Consider the following 14,412-nt stretch of genomic DNA (forward strand, 5'->3'; position numbering starts at 1 on the left):
CTCAGGACGACGGCTCGTCGTCGCGCTCCCGGTCCGGGTCCCTGGTGGGGGCCGGGGCCAGGCGCCGCAGCAGGTGGTAGCCGAGGACCACGACGATCGTCCCCAGCGCGATACCCGAGAGCGACCCGCCGCCCGCGGACAGGGCGACGTCGCCGATGCCGATGACGATCCCGGCGGCGAGCGGCACGAGGACCTCGGGGCGGGAGAAGTCAACGCGGTTCTCCACCCAGATCCGGGCCCCGAGCAGGCCGATCATCCCGTAGAGCACGACCGTGATGCCCCCGAGCACGCCGCCCGGCGTCGCCGCGACCACCGCGCCGAACTTGGGGCAGAAGCCGATCGCGACCGCGACGAGGGCGGCCACCCAGTACGCCGCGGTCGAGTAGACGCGGGTCGCGGCCATGACGCCGATGTTCTCGGCGTAGGTGGTGGTCGGCGAGCCCCCGACGCCGCCCGCGACGGCCGTGGCGATGCCGTCGGCGGCCAGCGCGCGGCCGAGGTAGGGGTCGAGGTCGTCGCGGGTCATGCTGGCGACGGCCTTGACGTGGCCGGTGTTCTCGGCGATCAGGGCGATCGCCACCGGCACGACGAGCAGGATCGCCGACGCGCTGAACGCGGGCAGGTGCAGGCCGGGAGCCTCGGGCGTGCCCAGGGGCAGCCCGATCCACGGCGCGCCGCCCACGCCGGACAGGTCGACGCGCAGGTGCGTGGACACCACGCCGGACGCGTCGGGCGCGGTGATCGGCCCGAGCACCGCGTCGAGCAGCAGCGACAGGCCGAACCCGACGACGAGGCCGACGAGCACCCCGAGCCGTCCGAGCATCCCCCGCCCGCCCACGGCGGTGACCATGACGACCAGCATGGTGATCACCGCGACGGCCTCGTCCTGCGGCCAGTAGGTGCCGGCGACGACCGGGGCGAGGTTGAAGCCGATGAGCAGCACCACCGCGCCCGTCACCGCCGGCGGCAGCACCGCCGACACCGTGCGCGCGCCGCCGAGGTGCACGGCCAGTCCGACCAGGGCGACGACGACGCCGCACACCGCGATCGCGCCCGTGACCTCGGCGCTGGTGCCGCCGTCGGCGCGCACGGCCGCCACGACCCCGACGAACGACGCGCTCGTGCCGAGGTAGCTGGGGACGCGGCCCCGCGTCATCAGCAGGAAGAGCATCGTCGCGAGCCCCGAGAGCAGGATCGCGAGGTTCGGGTCGAGGCCCATGAGCACGGGGAAGACGAACGTCGCCCCGAACATCGCCAGCACGTGCTGGGCGCCCAGGCCCACCGTCCGTCCCCACGAGAGCCGCTCGTCGGGCCGGACCACGTCCCCGGGCCCGGGCGCGCGCCCGTCGCCGTGCACCGCCCATCCGCTGATCACGGGCGACAGGCTAGGGCGCCCGATCACCGGCGCGGCAGCGCATCCCGTCGAGCAGCAGACCCAGGTACCGGCGCCACCGCGACCCGTCGGCCCCCGCGGTGACCACGGCCATGTGCACGACGGTCGGCAGGTCCTCGGGGCCGAGGTCGGGGCGCACGACGCCGGCCGCCTGGGCCCGGCGCAGCAGCTCTCCCAGCGGACCGAGCGTGCGGGCGGCCAGCTCCGGGGTGAACGCGCCGGTGGCCGAGGCGGCGGCGAGCAGCGCGCGGTGGCGGGCGACGTCGTCGACGAGGCCCTCGAGCAGCCCGGCGATCGCGTCCCAGGGGTCGGCGACCTCGGCGGCGCGGGCGAGCAGGGGCTCCACCGACTCGGCGACGTAGTCCTCGAGCACCGCGGCGACGAGCTCCTCGCGCCCGGCGAAGCGCCGGTAGAGCGTGGACGGGGCCACGCCCGCGCGCCGGGCGACCTCGTCGAGCGAGACGTCGGGGCCGTCGGCCTCGAGCGCGACCCGGGCGGCGGCGAGGATCGCGGCGTGGTTGCGGGCCGCGTCGGCGCGCAGGGGCCGGTCCGCGCTCGTGGCGGGCGAGCCGGACGTCACGGACACCCGCGGCAGCGTAGCGACACCGACCGGTCGCGCGCGATCGGTCGGGGCCCCGACTCAGCCCTCGACGAGGCTGAGCGCGCCGGAGGGGCACTGCGCGACGGCGTTGCGCACCGCGGGGGCCTGGTCGTCCGACGGCTGGTCTTCGAGCACGACGACCAGCGCCTCGTCGTCCTGGTCGAAGACGTCCTCGGCGGCGAGCACGCAGTTGCCGGCACCGATGCAGACGTCGCGGTTGGCCTCGATCTTCATCGTTCTCCCTCGGTGGTGGTGGGTCACCAGGTGACGGGCAGCGCGCGCAGCCCGTGGACCACGGTGGCCGAGCGGAACTCGATCTCCTCGTACGGAGTGCCCAGCGCCAGCGTCGGGAAGCGTCGCAGCAGCGCAGGGAACGCCACGGCCATCTCCGCGCGGGCCAGGGGCGCGCCGAGGCAGTGGTGCACGCCGTGCCCGAAGGCGACGTGCGGGGCGACGGCGCGCGTGACGTCGAGGTCGTCGGGGTGGTCGACGGCCGCGGGGTCCCGGTTGGCGGCGGGCAGCGAGAGCACCAGCAGGTCGCCCGCGGACACCGGCTCGTCGCCGACCGTGGTGTCGTGGCGGACGGTGCGCGGGATGCCGGAGTGCACCACCGACAGGAAGCGCAGCAGCTCCTCGACGGCCGGGGCGACGGCGCCGGGCTCGTCGCGCACGAGCGCGAGCTGGTCGGGTGCGCGGAGCAGGGCGAGGGTGCCCAGGCCCAGCATGTTGGCGGTGGTCTCGTGCCCGGCGATGAGCAGCAGGCTCGCGATGCCGATGAGCTCGGAGCGCGTGATCTCCTCGCCGTGCTCGCGGATCAGCATGCCGAGCATGTCGTCGCCCGGCTCGGCCCGCGCGCGGTCGACGAGCTCGCCCATGTAGCGCCGCGACTCGACGGCGACGCGGCCGCGCTCCTCGAGGGGCAGGCTGAGGTCGACCTGGCGGGCGGCGCGGCCCTGGAACTCGTCGCGGTCGCCGTACGGGACGCCGAGCAGCTCGCAGATCACGAGGCTCGGCACGGGCAGGGCGAAGGCGCTGACGAGGTCGGCCGGCGGACCGGCGGCCGCCATCGCGTCGAGGTGGTCGTCGACGATCTCGGCGATGCGCGGCTCGAGGCGGCGGATCCGCTTCACGGTGAACTCGCCGGTGAGCAGCCGGCGCAGGCGTGTGTGCTCGGGCGGGTCGGTGGCGAGCAGGTTGCCGGCGCGGGGGTCGACATCGTCCTCACCGTCGGGGCCGTCCGGGGTCGGCAGGCGGGGCAGGCCGGCGTTGGAGAAGCGCTCGGCGTCGCCGAGCACCTCGCGGACGTCGGCGTAGCGGGTCACGAGGCGGGCCGTGGACCCGAACGCGGTGCGGATCGTCGGGAAGCCGGGCTCGTCGCGGGCGGCCTGCGTCTCGGGGACGGGCGCGAACCGGTCCCGCTGCATGTGGCGCGGGATGGTCGGCGTCCCGCCGGTGCTGGTGCTCATCGTCGCTCCCGTCCTCGGACGCGTCAGGGCGCCGACGGTACGCGAAGTGGGAGTGGGCTGCCGTTTCGCGCGGACGTCACGTCTGCGCCGCGTCGCGGCCGGGCACTCGAGGGACATGAGCGCACCGCACGACGACCGCGTCGTCCTCGTCACGGGGGGCGGCCGCGGGCTGGGCCCGGAGATCGCCCGCCAGCTGGTGTCGGGGGACGCGCCCCACACCGTGGTGGTCGCGGCCCGCGACGCCCAGGCCGCGGCGGCCGTGGCCAAGGAGCTGGGCGACCGCGCGTGGCCGCTGACCCTCGACGTCACCGACCCTGAGTCCGTCCAGGCCGCCGTCGAGGCCGTCGACCGCCGGCACGGGCACCTCGACGCGCTGGTGAACAACGCGGCGGTGAACTTCGACGCGGGCGCCGACCCCGTGACCGAGGACCTCGAGATCGTCGACGGGGCGTGGCGCACCAACGTCCTCGCGCCGTGGCGGCTGACGCAGGCCTTCGCGCCGCTGCTGCGCGCCGGGCGCGAGCCGGTGGTCGTCAACGTGACGAGCGGGCTGGGCTCGCTCCGGCGGATGGGCGCGACCTCGCCCGCCTACAGCGTCTCGAAGGCGGGGATCAACGCGCTGACCCGGGTGTTCGCCGACGCGCTGACCCGCGACGGCATCGCGGTGCACGCCGTGTCGCCGGGCTGGACCGCCACCGACATGGGCGGCTCCGGCGGGCGCCCGGTGAGCGAGGGCGCGGTCGGGATCGTCGACGTCGTCCGCTCCCCCGGCTCCTGGCCCTCGGGCTCGTTCCTCCAGGACGGCGAGCACGTGCCCTGGTGACCCCCCTACGTGAGCGATCCTTGGGCCTATGGGCCCAAAGATCGCTCACGTGGGGAGTGCCCGGGCCGCGTCGACGAAGTGCGCGACGGCGGGTGAGCGGTCGGCGCGCCGCCACGCCACCTGCAGCGCCACCCTGGGCACGTCGCCCGAGAGCGGCCGGAACACCACGCCCGGCGGGCGCAGGTTCGCGTAGTACGCCGGCTGCAGCGACACCCCGAGCCCCGCGGCCACGAGGCCGAGCTGGGTCTCGATGTCGGCGCCCTCGGCGACGATGCGCGGGCTGAAGCCGTGCTCGCGGCAGTAGCTCGTGATGATGTCGAAGAACGCCATGCCGAGACTCCGGGGCCACAGCACGAACGACTCGCCGGCGAGGTCCGCCGGGTCGATCTCGTCCTGGCCGGCCAGGCGGTGGTCGCCGGGCAGGGCGGCCAGCAGGGGCTCGGAGACCAGGTGCTCGACGGCCACCGCCGCCGTCGGCGACGCCGCCCGCACCACGCCGACGTCGAGCCGCCCGTCGGTCAACGCGACGAGCTGCGCGGCGGTGTCCTGTTGCGAGACCTCGAGCTGCAGGTCGGGGAACGACGCCCGCATCGCGCGCAGGATCCGCGGGGTCACCGAGGCCAGCGCCGTGCCCACCGACCCGACGACGAGCAGCCCGACGGCACCGTTCGCGGCCTGGGTGACCAGCGACTGCGCCCGCTCGGCCTCGAACAGCACCCGCGGCGCCGCGTCGAGCAGCACGCGCCCGGCCGGGGTCAGCTCGGTGGCGCGGCTGGTGCGGTCGAACAGCGCGGCGCCGAGGTTCTTCTCCAGCGCGCGGATCTGCTGCGAGAGCGCGGGCTGGCTGACGTGCAGCCGCCGCGCCGCACGGCTGAAGTGCAGCTCCGAGGCGACGGTGAGGAACACCCGCAGCTGCCTCATCTCGACGTCCATGATTCCGATCCTCCCCCCGTGCCGTGCCCATAAGCCCGAGCTGATGACAGCAGTGGCAGGGCGCATGGCAGATCCACACTGCGCACCGGGGTGACGGGTGATGGTGGGGGCATCCCGAGACCCCGGAGATCACCGTGCACCACTCCCGCCAGCGCTACGTCGTCGTCGGCTGCGGCGGCCTCGGCGCCGCCGCCACCTACTGGCTCTCCCGCGCCGCCGGCGGCCAGGTGCTCGCCCTCGAGCGCCACGCCCTCGGCCACGACCACGGCGCGAGCCAGGACCACTCCCGGATCATCCGCTACGCCCAGCACCAGGACGCCTACGCCGCCCTGGCCCCCGCCGCCTACGACACCTGGCGCGACGTCGAGCGCGTCTCCGCCCAGCCGCTGGTGACCGAGACCGGCGGGCTCGTCATCGAGGACGTCGAGGCCCGCAAGTTCACCGACACCGGCTCCCGCAACATCGGCGGCTACGCGGCCGTCGCGCACCGCCAGGGCGTCGACTTCGAGCTGCTCGGCGCCCGCGCGGTCATGCGGCGCTGGCCCCAGTTCCGCCTGCACGGCAGCGAGCAGGCCTTCTACCAGCGGCGCTCGGGGATCGTCGACGCGCGCCGCGCCAACGCCACCCACATCGCGCTGGCCCGCGGGCACGGCGCCGAGATCCGCGAGCACTCCCCCGTCCGCGCCCTGCGGCCCGCCGCCGGCCACGTCGAGGTCGTGCTCGACGACGAGGTGATCCGCGCCGAGCACGTCGTCGTCGCCGCCGACGCGCGCAGCAACGAGGTGCTCGACGGCCTGGTCGAGCTCCCGCTGACGATCCTCCAGGAGCAGGTCACCTACTACGCGACGCCGAACCTGCTGGACTTCGCGCCCAGTCGCTTCCCGGTGTTCATGTGGCACGGCGCCGAGAACTTCTACGGCTTCCCCGTGCACGGCGAGGTGGCCACGAAGCTCGGCCAGCACATGGGCGGGCACGAGGTCACCGCCGACTCCCGCACCTACGAGCCGGACCCGCTGCGCCAGAAGCGCCAGGAGGAGTTCCTCGCCGAGTACCTCCCCGGCTTCGGCGGCCCCGAGCTGTACACCAAGACCTGCCTCTACACGATCCCGCCCGACCACCACTTCGTCCTCGACACCGTGCGCCACGCGCCGCGCGTCAGCGTGGCCGTCGGGGCCGGGCACGCGTTCAAGTTCGCCTCGCTGATCGGCCGCATCCTCGCCGAGCTGGCCACCACCGGGCGGACGCGGCACCCGATCGACACGTTCGCCCTCGACCGCCCCGCGCTGACCGACCCGGGATGGGGGCGCACCTTCCATGTCTGACCTCGTGCACCGCACCCCCGGCTGGTCCCTGCCGCAGGCGGCCTACACCGACCCGGACGTCTTCGCGGCCGACCTCGAGCACGTGTTCGCCGCGCACTGGCTCTTCGCCGGGCACACCGGCGAGCTCGACGCCCCCGGCCGCTTCCTCACCGTGGACGTCGGGCGCGACCGCGTCATCGTCGTCCGCGGCGAGGGCGGCGCCCTGCACGCCCACCACGACGTCTGCGCCCACCGTGGCTCACGCGTCGCGCCCGACGTGCGCGGGCAGGTGCGGGCCTTCGTCTGCCCGTACCACCAGTGGGTCTACGACCTCGACGGGACGCTGCGCTCGGCGCGGCTGATGGGCGACTGCTTCGCGACGAGGTCCTACCGCCTCGCCCCGGTCGCGGTCCGCGAGAGCGCCGGGCTCGTGTTCGTGTGCCTGGCCGACGCGCCGCCCGACTTCGACGCCTTCGCCGCGGCGCTCGAGCCCCGCCTGGGCCCGCACGGGCTCGCCGACGCCCACGTCGTCGTGCGCGAGCGCTACCGCGTCGCCGCGAACTGGAAGACGCTCGTGGAGAACAACCGCGAGTGCTACCACTGCGCCGGCAGCCACCCCGAGTTCTCGCTGTCGAACTTCGACGTCGGGGTCAACGGCGACGTGCGCACCAACCCCCGCTACGACCGTGCCCTCGCCGCCGCCCGCGCCCGCTGGCGCGCGCAGGGCCTGCCCGGCGAGGACGTGAACTTCCCCGACGGCGCCCCGTACCGCGTCGCCCGCCTGCCGCTGCGCGAGGGCTTCCTGTCCGAGACCCTCGACGGCCGCCCGCTCGCGGCGCCGATGGGGACGCTCACCGACCCCGACGTCGGCAGCCTGCGCGTGATCTCACTGCCGAACCTCTGGGCCCACGCCAACGCGGACTACGCCGTCACCACGCGCCTGACCCCGGTCGACGCGGGCACCACGGACGTCGAGCTCTGTTTCCTCACCGCGCGCGACGCGACGGTCGACCCGGACGCGCTCGCCGCGGTGTGGCGCGCGACCTCGGAGCAGGACTGGGAGCTCTGCGAGAGGAACGGGGCGGGCATCGCCTCGCGCGGCTACCGCCCCGGCCCCCTGTCGCCGGTGGTCGAGGCGTCGGTCGAGGCGGTCCTCGACTGGTACGTCAGCGCCCTCGCCCGACCGGCCCGCCGGGCGGCCTGAGGTGCGCTCCGCGCACGTGAGCAGAAATCGGTGTTGGAGCACTTCTTTCTGCTCACGTGCGCGGAGCGCACCTCGTGTGGGTGAACGTCCTGCTTCGACGGCGTGACCTCCCCGCCTCGTGTGGGTCTGGAGGCCCACACTCCCCGGCGTCAGGGGCGGGTCGGGGCGTCGGAGGGACGGGACCATGGGGACACGGTCGGTGGTGGCGGCGGTGCTGGTGGGGGCCGCGCTGGCGTTCGGGTCGGCGCTGCCGGCCGCCGCGCTCCCCGCGGGGAGCCCCGCCTCGGGCGGCGACGGCACGCGGCGCGTCGCGCTCGGCGACTCGTGGGCGGCGGGCACCGCGGCCGGCGAGGTCGAGGCCGCGTCCGCCACCTGCCGGCGCAGCACCTGGGCCTACCCCGCGGTCGTGGCCCGGGCCGCCGGCGACACCCAGTGGACCTCGCGCGCCTGCGCGTCGTCGACCGGCGGCGGCAACGGACAGTTCAGCTCGCTGACCCCCACCACCGAGGTCGTCACCGCCACCGTCGGCGGCGACGCCACCGGCCTCGGCGCCCTCGCCGCCGCGTGCTCGACCGCGGGCACCCCCGCGCGCTGCGACGACGCGACCCGGCGCTTCGACCAGGCGCTGACGACGCTGCCGCGCTCGCTCGACGCCGCGCTCGCCGACATCCGCCGCCGCGCGCCCCGCGCCACGGTCAGCCTCACCGGCTACCCCCTGCTCGCCGAGGGCCGCGCCTGCCCCTCGGGACCCGCCGACCCGGCCCGCGCGGCGCGTCTCGACGACGCCGTCACGCGGCTCGACACCGTCCTCGCCCAGCGCGCGGGCGCCGCCGGCCTGCGCTTCGTCGACGTCCGCGACGCGTTCCGCGGCCACGGGGTCTGCGCGATCGAGCCCTGGCTCACGCCCCTCGACGGCGCCGACGCGCTGCTCGCCGGAGGCCCCAACGCCGCCGGGCACGCGCGGGGCGTGCTCGCCGCGCTCGCCGCCCCCACCCCGGCGCCCGCCCCCTCGCCCGCCACCACGGCAGCCCCGCCCGCCGACGGCCGCGGGGTCGACGGCGGTGCCCCGCCGCTGTTCGGCGGCTGAGTCACACCCTCAGCCGAACACCTCGAACCGCACCCGCGCCGGACCGTTCTCCCCGCCCGTGGTCATGAGGACGATCTCGCGGGCCTGCTCCGCGACCGGGCGCGGGTCGAGCGCGGCGAGGTACTCGCGGTGCTCGGACAGCGACGCGATCGCCGCCTCCCGCCAGCCGGTCACGTCCACCGCGTGGGTGGGCTGTGTCGAGTGCGCGACCGCGACGCGGCGCACCCCCGGCCACGGCTCGAAGCCCTCGTCGACGAGCTCGGGGAAGATCCAGGCGTTGCCCGCGTCGGCGACGGCGTCGAGCGTCGCCCGCCCGACGGCGCGGTGGTCGGCGCTGTTCCAGGTCCCCGGGCCGAAGGTGTCGTGGTGGTTGGTCACGACGACCAGCTCGGGGCGGGCGCGCCGGAACTCGCGGGCGAGGTCGCGGCGCAGCTCGAGGCCCTCGGTGACCACCCCGTCGCGGTGGTCGAGGAACCGCACCTCGGACACCCCCACCACGGCGGCGCTGCGCCGCTCCTCGGCCTCGCGCACCGGGGCCGCGGCGGCCGGCGGCGTGCCGGCCATCCCGGCCTCGCCGCGCGTCGCCAGCACGTAGGACACGGTCCGCCCGCCCGCCGTCCACGCGGCGACGGCGGCGGCGGTGCCGTACTCGAGGTCGTCGGGGTGCGCCGCGACGGCCAGCGCCCGCGTCCAGTCGTCGGGCAGGGACGGGAGCTCGTCGGGCATGCGCCCGAGGATGGGACCTCGAGCCCGGTCGAGGTCAAGGCCGGTTGTCGGCCCGCCCCGGCGGGAACCACTCCGCCTCCGCAGCCGGACGGGGGGCAGGCCTGTGACCAGCGCGAACGCCGACAGTCGGGGATCGACCGCCACAGACGGGGACGAAACAGGCGTCGCCGACCGCGGGCTGCGCAAGGACCTCGGGTTCTGGTCGCTGCTGGCCGCGGGCCTGGGCAGCGTGATCGGGTCCGGGTGGCTGTTCTCCTCGCTCTACGCCGCGCAGGACGCGGGTCCCGCCGCGGTGCTCGCCTGGGTCATCGGCGGCGTGCTCATGCTCTGCGTCGCGCTGGTGTTCGCCGAGCTGGGCATGGCCAAGCCGGAGTCGGGCGGGCTCGTGCGCTACCCGATGTACTCCCACGGCGGGCTCGCCGCCGGGATCGTCGGGTGGGCGAACTGGATCAGCTACGTCGGCAACCCGCCGACCGAGGCCGCCGGCGTCGTCCAGTACGCGGCGGCCTACCTGCCCGGGGTGTACGACGGCGAGCAGCTCACGGGGCCCGGGATCCTGCTCGCGGTGGTCCTCATGGCCGGCTTCGTCGCGCTGAACTGGTTCGGGGTGCGGCTCTTCGCCCGGGCCAACACCACGGCCACCGCCGTCAAGATCGTGATCCCGGTCCTGACGATCGTCCTGCTCGTGGCCAGCGGCTTCGACGCCACGAACTTCACCGACCACGGCGGACTCGCGCCCTACGGCTGGACCGCCGCGCTGGGCAGCATCGCGACCGCGGGCATGGTGTTCGCCTACACCGGCTTCCGCAACGTCGTCGAGCTCTCCGGCGAGGCGCGCGACCCGCGCCGCAACGTCCCCCGCGCGCTCATCGCGACCATCGTCATCACGATCGTGCTCTACCTGGGCCTCCAGCTCGCCTTCCTCGGCGCGGTGCCCGACGCCGCGCTCGCCGGGGGCTGGCGGGGCGTCAACTTCGACTCGCCCTTCGCGGACCTCGCGATGATCCTCGGGCTCACCTGGCTGTCGTGGACGCTCATCGCCGACTCGATGATCTCGCCGTCCGGCTCGGGCATCGTGTTCACCGCCGCGAACGCGCGCAACGTGTTCGGGCTGGCCAAGAACGGCTTCTTCCCCGGCGCGCTGGTGGCCCTCAACGCCCGGGGCGTCCCGGCCCGCGCGCTGGCGGTCAACTTCGTCGTCGGCCTGGCCTACCTGCTGCCGCTGCCGAGCTGGCACTCGATCGTCGAGGTCACGGGCTCGATCGCCGCGTTCACGTTCCAGATCGGGGCGGTCTCGCTCGTCGCCTTCCGCGACTCCGGGCTCACCGCCCCCGACACCCGACTGCGCGGGATGCGGGTGATCGCGCCGATCGCGTTCGTCGTCTCGACGCTGATCATCTTCTGGGTGTCGTGGTCCGAGCTCTGGATCGCGATGATCATCACCTCGCTCGGGATCGTCGTGTACGCGGGCATCTGGCTGCGCTCGGGACGGCACACCGAGGAGCTGACGGGCGGCGCCTGGCTCGTCGTCTACCTCGTCGGGCTGACGGCGCTCTCCGCGATCGGGAGCTTCGACGGCGCCGAGCTGGTCCCCGCGCCGTGGGACAGCGTCGTGGTGGCCGCGTTCTCGCTGGCGATCTACGTGTGGGGCGCGCGGGCCGGGACGGCCTACATGCGCGCCCGCCCGGAGATGGTCCGGCGCCTGCGGGCGCAGGCCGACGCCGATCGGGCGACGTGAGTCAGCCGAGCAGGGCGACCAGCCGCCGCGGCGCGATGTGCCGGTACGCGTCGGTGACGACCTCGCGGACCTCGTCCCAGTCCGGCCCGCCGGGCTCGGCGTCGAGGCGCATCCCGAGCCAGCCGCGGTGCCCGACGTAGGGCGGGACGAAGAACCGCCCGGGTTCCGCGGCGACCATCTCGGCCTGCACGCCCTCGGGGGCCGCCGCCCACAGCGACAGGTGGGTGTCGTCGTGGTGCCGCCCGACCCAGCTGACGAACATCTTGCGCACGAACCAGCTCGGCGAGCCGTGGCTGATCTTCTCGGTGACCTCGGGCAGCGCCAGGCACACCGCCCGCAGGCGCTCGACCAGCACGTCCGGGTCCACGCGGGCCATGGTGGCCCGGTGCGGGCGGCTACACCAGCAGCGCGCCGACCAGCGTCCCGAGCACGAACACCGCGAGCACGATCAACGTCACCACGCGCACCCAGGTCCGGTGCGGCGTCGAGACCCCGGGCTCGGACACGCCGTCGGTGGGGTCGGTCCGGTCGGTGCGCTCGCTCATCGGGCTCCCGTCACGGGGGAGGAAACGGACACCGCCGAGGCTACCGGCCGCCGCGGCCGGCACCGGACGGCGCCTCGGTGCTCGCGTGGCGACCGCGGGCGCGCCGGCCCTCGCCCTGCGCACCGACCGTCTCCTCGGCGGGGACGCGGTGCCGGGCCCGGGGGGCGGGCACGGTGCCCTCGGGCGCCGCGGCGTGGGCGCCGCCGCGGTGCGCGGCCGGCCGGGCCGACGGGGCCGACGGGGCCGACGGAGCGTGCTCGGCGGCCGGCAGCGCCGGCGGGGTCGGGACGCCGACGCGCGGCTGGCCCCGCGGCGGCGTCGGGCGCGGCCGCCGGGCCTCGGACCCCGTCCCGGACGCCACCGTGCGCCCGCGGGTGGGGCCGAAGGACAGCGGCGAGTCGAGGGCGGCGAGGGCGGTGAGCGCGGGCTGCTCGCCGGTCGGGCGCCGGGCCGGGGCGGGGATCGGGGCGGGGGCCGGGGCGGCGCGCACGGTGAAGGCGTCGGTCGTCTCCTCCGGCGCCGGGGCCGGGGGTGCCGGGCGCGGGGCGGGGGTCGCCGGCGTGCGGGTGCCGGTCTCCCCCGGACGGCGCGCGCGGATGGCGACACGGCTGGTCTCGGGGGTCGCGGGGCCGGGCGGCGCCGCCGGGGCGGGAGTCGCGGGCGGCCCGGCGGGCACCGCCTCCGTGGCCGCCGTCGGCCCCACCGGCGAGCGCCGTGCCGCGGGGCGGGACGAGGCCCCGTCCCCGGCGGCCGTCCGCGCCCGCGGGCGCGCCGGGCGCACGGGCACCGGGACGATCTCCTCGAGCGGCGCGGCCACGGGCGGTGCGGGCGCGGGACGGCGCCGGGCGCGCACCCGCTGGGCGACGGCGGAGCCGAGGTAGGCGACGCCCACGACGCTCCAGAACGCCACGACCACCATCTGCAGCACCGTCGGCGGGTCGCTGAGCATGGCCAGCTGCACGCCGGCGACGGCGAGCCCCGCGATACCCAGGATGATCGCGAACCGCGAGCGGGTGGTCATCTGCCAGCGAGGGCGGGAGCGGGCCACGCAGACCTCCTCGAGGAGCGCGAGGGCTCCGGGCACGGACGGGACACGCGGAGCGACGTGCGGCCCGGACCCCCACCCCGGTCGGGCCACGCGTCACCCCTGTGGGGGACATCGAACGGGACGGACGAAACGTAACGGTCAGGTCGCGGCCTGACAGCTCGCGCACCAGAACAGGTTGCGGCTGGCGTGGGTCCGGCGCTGGACCTCGGTGCCGCAGACCCGGCACGGCTCGCCCGTCCGGCGGTACACGTACACCTCTCGGACGCAGCTCCGTCCGTGCGGCTGGTCGTGCGCGTGATCACACTGCCGGTGCTCGGGACGCACGGTGTCGATGGCGCCGCGGCGCACGCCGTCGCGCAGGAGGTCACCGAGGTCCTCCCACACGGCGTCGAACCGCTCCCGGCCGAGCTCGCGGCCGGGCAGCAGCGGGTCGAGGCCGTGGCGGAACAGCACCTCGGCGCGGTAGACGTTGCCGACGCCGGCGATCACCGACTGGTCCATGAGCAGCGTCGCCAGCGGGGCCCGCGAGCGCCCGATGCGCGCCCAGGCGGTCTCGGGGTCGGCGTCGTCGCGCAGCGGGTCGGGCCCGAGCCGGGCGAGCACGCCCTCGACCTCGCCCTCGGTGAGCACCTCGCAGGCGATCGGCCCGCGCAGGTCCGCCCAGTGCGTCGGGCCGACGAGGCGCATGCGCACCTGCCCGCGGGGCGGCGTCACCTCGCCGGTGTGCATCGTGAACTTGCCGTAGAGGCCCAGGTGGACGTGCACGACGAGGTCGTCGGCGTAGGTGTGGAAGAGGTGCTTGCCGTGGGCGTCGGCCCCGCGCAGCACCCGGCCGTCGATCAGCTCGGCGTCGCGGGCGAAGCGGCCCTGCGGCGACGACACCGCGACCTCGTGGCCCACGAACCGCTTGGTGTGGTTGCGCGCGAGGCGTCGGACGGTGTGGCCTTCGGGCACCGGCCCCGCCTACCCGGGGATCGGGCGGCTCAGTCCTCCGGCAGCGCCGGCGGCTCGCCGGTCTGTTCGTAGGCGGTGAGCATGTCGAGGCGGCGCTGGTGGCGCCCGCCCTCGAAGGCGGTGGCGAGGAACGCGCTCACGATCTCCGTCGCGTCCTCGGCGCTGTGCATCCGCGCACCGACCGCGACGACCTGGGCGTCGTTGTGCCTGCGGGCCAGCTGGGCGGTCTCGACGCTCCACGCGAGCGCCGCGCGACAGCCCGGCACCTTGTTCGCCGCGATCTGCTCGCCGTTGCCCGAGCCGCCGATGACGACGCCGAGGCTGCCCTCGTCATCCACGGTGCGGCGCCCGGTCTCGATGCAGAACGGCGGGTAGTCGTCGGCGGCGTCGTACTCCGTGGGCCCGATGTCCACCACGTCGTGCCCGGCGTTCGCCAGTTCGCGCAGCAGATGGGCCTTCAGTTCGAAGCCCGCGTGGTCCGATCCGAGGAAGACGCGCACCCGCGCAGTCTGGCAGGTGTGACACCGGCCGCCGTCGGGGTAGTGGACGGCGCCTCGGAAACATGTCCGTGACACACCGATCGTAGGTTGACC

General features: G+C 75.7%; 16 protein-coding genes. 5 read left to right on the forward strand and 11 right to left on the reverse strand.

The genetic code is table 11. The features are described 5' to 3' along the window. Window position 1 precedes the first annotated feature (1 nt). Genes ACQPX6_RS21745 through ACQPX6_RS21760 form a run of 4 tightly spaced genes read right to left on the reverse strand, consistent with a single transcriptional unit; the run spans window position 2 to window position 3,460 of the window. Window positions 2–1,372, reverse strand: a complete 1,371-nt coding sequence (locus ACQPX6_RS21745) for a uracil-xanthine permease family protein (protein ID WP_433788321.1) — start codon at window positions 1,370–1,372, stop codon at window positions 2–4. Window positions 1,373–1,385: 13 nt separating this feature from the next. Continuing rightward, the gene (locus tag ACQPX6_RS21750; protein WP_433782498.1) at window positions 1,386–1,979 is read right to left on the reverse strand and encodes a TetR/AcrR family transcriptional regulator; all 594 of its coding nucleotides are present in this window, start codon (window positions 1,977–1,979) and stop codon (window positions 1,386–1,388) included. A 54-nt stretch (window positions 1,980–2,033) separates the two neighbouring features. Further along, window positions 2,034–2,228 carry a ferredoxin gene (locus tag ACQPX6_RS21755; protein WP_433782499.1) on the reverse strand — a complete coding sequence of 65 codons (195 nt, stop codon included), beginning with the start codon at window positions 2,226–2,228 and terminating at the stop codon, window positions 2,034–2,036. Window positions 2,229–2,251: 23 nt separating this feature from the next. After that, the gene (locus ACQPX6_RS21760; protein WP_433782500.1) at window positions 2,252–3,460 is read right to left on the reverse strand and encodes a cytochrome P450; all 1,209 of its coding nucleotides are present in this window, start codon (window positions 3,458–3,460) and stop codon (window positions 2,252–2,254) included. A 115-nt stretch (window positions 3,461–3,575) separates the two neighbouring features. Between ACQPX6_RS21760 and ACQPX6_RS21765 the strand changes: the two genes are divergently transcribed. After that, on the forward strand, window positions 3,576–4,283 hold the full coding sequence (locus ACQPX6_RS21765; protein ID WP_433782501.1) for an SDR family NAD(P)-dependent oxidoreductase: 708 nt from the start codon (window positions 3,576–3,578) through the stop codon (window positions 4,281–4,283). Between the two features lie 45 nt (window positions 4,284–4,328). On the opposite strand, the gene ACQPX6_RS21770 is transcribed toward ACQPX6_RS21765, so the two are convergent. Then, entirely contained in the window at window positions 4,329–5,216 is an 888-nt protein-coding gene (locus tag ACQPX6_RS21770) for a LysR substrate-binding domain-containing protein (RefSeq protein ID WP_433782502.1), read from the reverse strand. Window positions 5,217–5,350: 134 nt separating this feature from the next. Between ACQPX6_RS21770 and solA the strand changes: the two genes are divergently transcribed. From solA to ACQPX6_RS21785, 3 genes are all read left to right on the forward strand, one after another. After that, window positions 5,351–6,538 carry an N-methyl-L-tryptophan oxidase gene (gene solA / locus ACQPX6_RS21775; RefSeq protein WP_433782503.1) on the forward strand — a complete coding sequence of 396 codons (1,188 nt, stop codon included), beginning with the start codon at window positions 5,351–5,353 and terminating at the stop codon, window positions 6,536–6,538. After that, complete coding sequence (locus ACQPX6_RS21780; protein WP_433782504.1) at window positions 6,531–7,721, forward strand: aromatic ring-hydroxylating oxygenase subunit alpha; 1,191 nt, start codon at window positions 6,531–6,533, stop codon at window positions 7,719–7,721. Before solA ends, ACQPX6_RS21780 begins: the two co-directional genes overlap by 8 nt. Before the next feature lie 184 nt (window positions 7,722–7,905). Continuing rightward, complete coding sequence (locus tag ACQPX6_RS21785) at window positions 7,906–8,808, forward strand: SGNH/GDSL hydrolase family protein (RefSeq protein ID WP_433782505.1); 903 nt, start codon at window positions 7,906–7,908, stop codon at window positions 8,806–8,808. A gap of 9 nt (window positions 8,809–8,817) precedes the next feature. Here ACQPX6_RS21785 and ACQPX6_RS21790 read toward each other — a convergent pair whose 3' ends face one another. After that, window positions 8,818–9,534 (reverse strand): PIG-L deacetylase family protein, encoded by a 717-nt coding sequence (locus tag ACQPX6_RS21790; RefSeq protein ID WP_433782506.1) that lies wholly within the window; start codon window positions 9,532–9,534, stop codon window positions 8,818–8,820. Between the two features lie 103 nt (window positions 9,535–9,637). On the opposite strand from ACQPX6_RS21790, the gene ACQPX6_RS21795 reads away from it, so the two are divergent. Then, entirely contained in the window at window positions 9,638–11,272 is a 1,635-nt protein-coding gene (locus tag ACQPX6_RS21795; RefSeq protein ID WP_433782507.1) for an APC family permease, read from the forward strand. Window position 11,273: 1 nt separating this feature from the next. On the opposite strand, the gene ACQPX6_RS21800 is transcribed toward ACQPX6_RS21795, so the two are convergent. The 5 genes from ACQPX6_RS21800 to ACQPX6_RS21820 form a co-directional block, all read right to left on the reverse strand. Next, window positions 11,274–11,639 (reverse strand): MmcQ/YjbR family DNA-binding protein, encoded by a 366-nt coding sequence (locus tag ACQPX6_RS21800; RefSeq protein ID WP_433782508.1) that lies wholly within the window; start codon window positions 11,637–11,639, stop codon window positions 11,274–11,276. A 28-nt stretch (window positions 11,640–11,667) separates the two neighbouring features. Then, window positions 11,668–11,817, reverse strand: coding sequence for a hypothetical protein (locus tag ACQPX6_RS21805; RefSeq protein WP_433782509.1), 150 nt, complete (start codon window positions 11,815–11,817; stop codon window positions 11,668–11,670). 40 nt (window positions 11,818–11,857) lie between these two features. Beyond that, window positions 11,858–12,865, reverse strand: a complete 1,008-nt coding sequence (locus tag ACQPX6_RS21810; protein WP_433782510.1) for a hypothetical protein — start codon at window positions 12,863–12,865, stop codon at window positions 11,858–11,860. 138 nt (window positions 12,866–13,003) lie between these two features. Continuing rightward, the gene (locus ACQPX6_RS21815; RefSeq protein ID WP_433782511.1) at window positions 13,004–13,819 is read right to left on the reverse strand and encodes an Fpg/Nei family DNA glycosylase; all 816 of its coding nucleotides are present in this window, start codon (window positions 13,817–13,819) and stop codon (window positions 13,004–13,006) included. 29 nt (window positions 13,820–13,848) lie between these two features. Further along, window positions 13,849–14,319 (reverse strand): ribose-5-phosphate isomerase, encoded by a 471-nt coding sequence (locus ACQPX6_RS21820; protein WP_433782512.1) that lies wholly within the window; start codon window positions 14,317–14,319, stop codon window positions 13,849–13,851. Window positions 14,320–14,412: the final 93 nt, after the last annotated feature.

The sequence above is a fragment of the Actinomycetospora sp. CA-101289 genome (genome assembly GCF_050955895.1).
Classification (GTDB): Bacteria; Actinomycetota; Actinomycetes; order Mycobacteriales; family Pseudonocardiaceae; genus Actinomycetospora.

Bases quoted from the DNA above. Each gene is read 5' to 3' on its own strand.
- ACQPX6_RS21755 (WP_433782499.1), bottom strand. From the start codon at position 2,228: ATGAAGATCGAGGCCAACCGCGACGTCTGCATCGGTGCCGGCAACTGC.
- ACQPX6_RS21785 (WP_433782505.1), top strand. From the start codon at position 7,906: ATGGGGACACGGTCGGTGGTGGCGGCGGTGCTGGTGGGGGCCGCGCTG.
- ACQPX6_RS21760 (WP_433782500.1), bottom strand. From the start codon at position 3,460: ATGAGCACCAGCACCGGCGGGACGCCGACCATCCCGCGCCACATGCAG.
- ACQPX6_RS21780 (WP_433782504.1), top strand. From the start codon at position 6,531: ATGTCTGACCTCGTGCACCGCACCCCCGGCTGGTCCCTGCCGCAGGCG.
- ACQPX6_RS21805 (WP_433782509.1), bottom strand. From the start codon at position 11,817: ATGAGCGAGCGCACCGACCGGACCGACCCCACCGACGGCGTGTCCGAG.
- ACQPX6_RS21770 (WP_433782502.1), bottom strand. From the start codon at position 5,216: ATGGACGTCGAGATGAGGCAGCTGCGGGTGTTCCTCACCGTCGCCTCG.
- ACQPX6_RS21790 (WP_433782506.1), bottom strand. From the start codon at position 9,534: ATGCCCGACGAGCTCCCGTCCCTGCCCGACGACTGGACGCGGGCGCTG.
- ACQPX6_RS21765 (WP_433782501.1), top strand. From the start codon at position 3,576: ATGAGCGCACCGCACGACGACCGCGTCGTCCTCGTCACGGGGGGCGGC.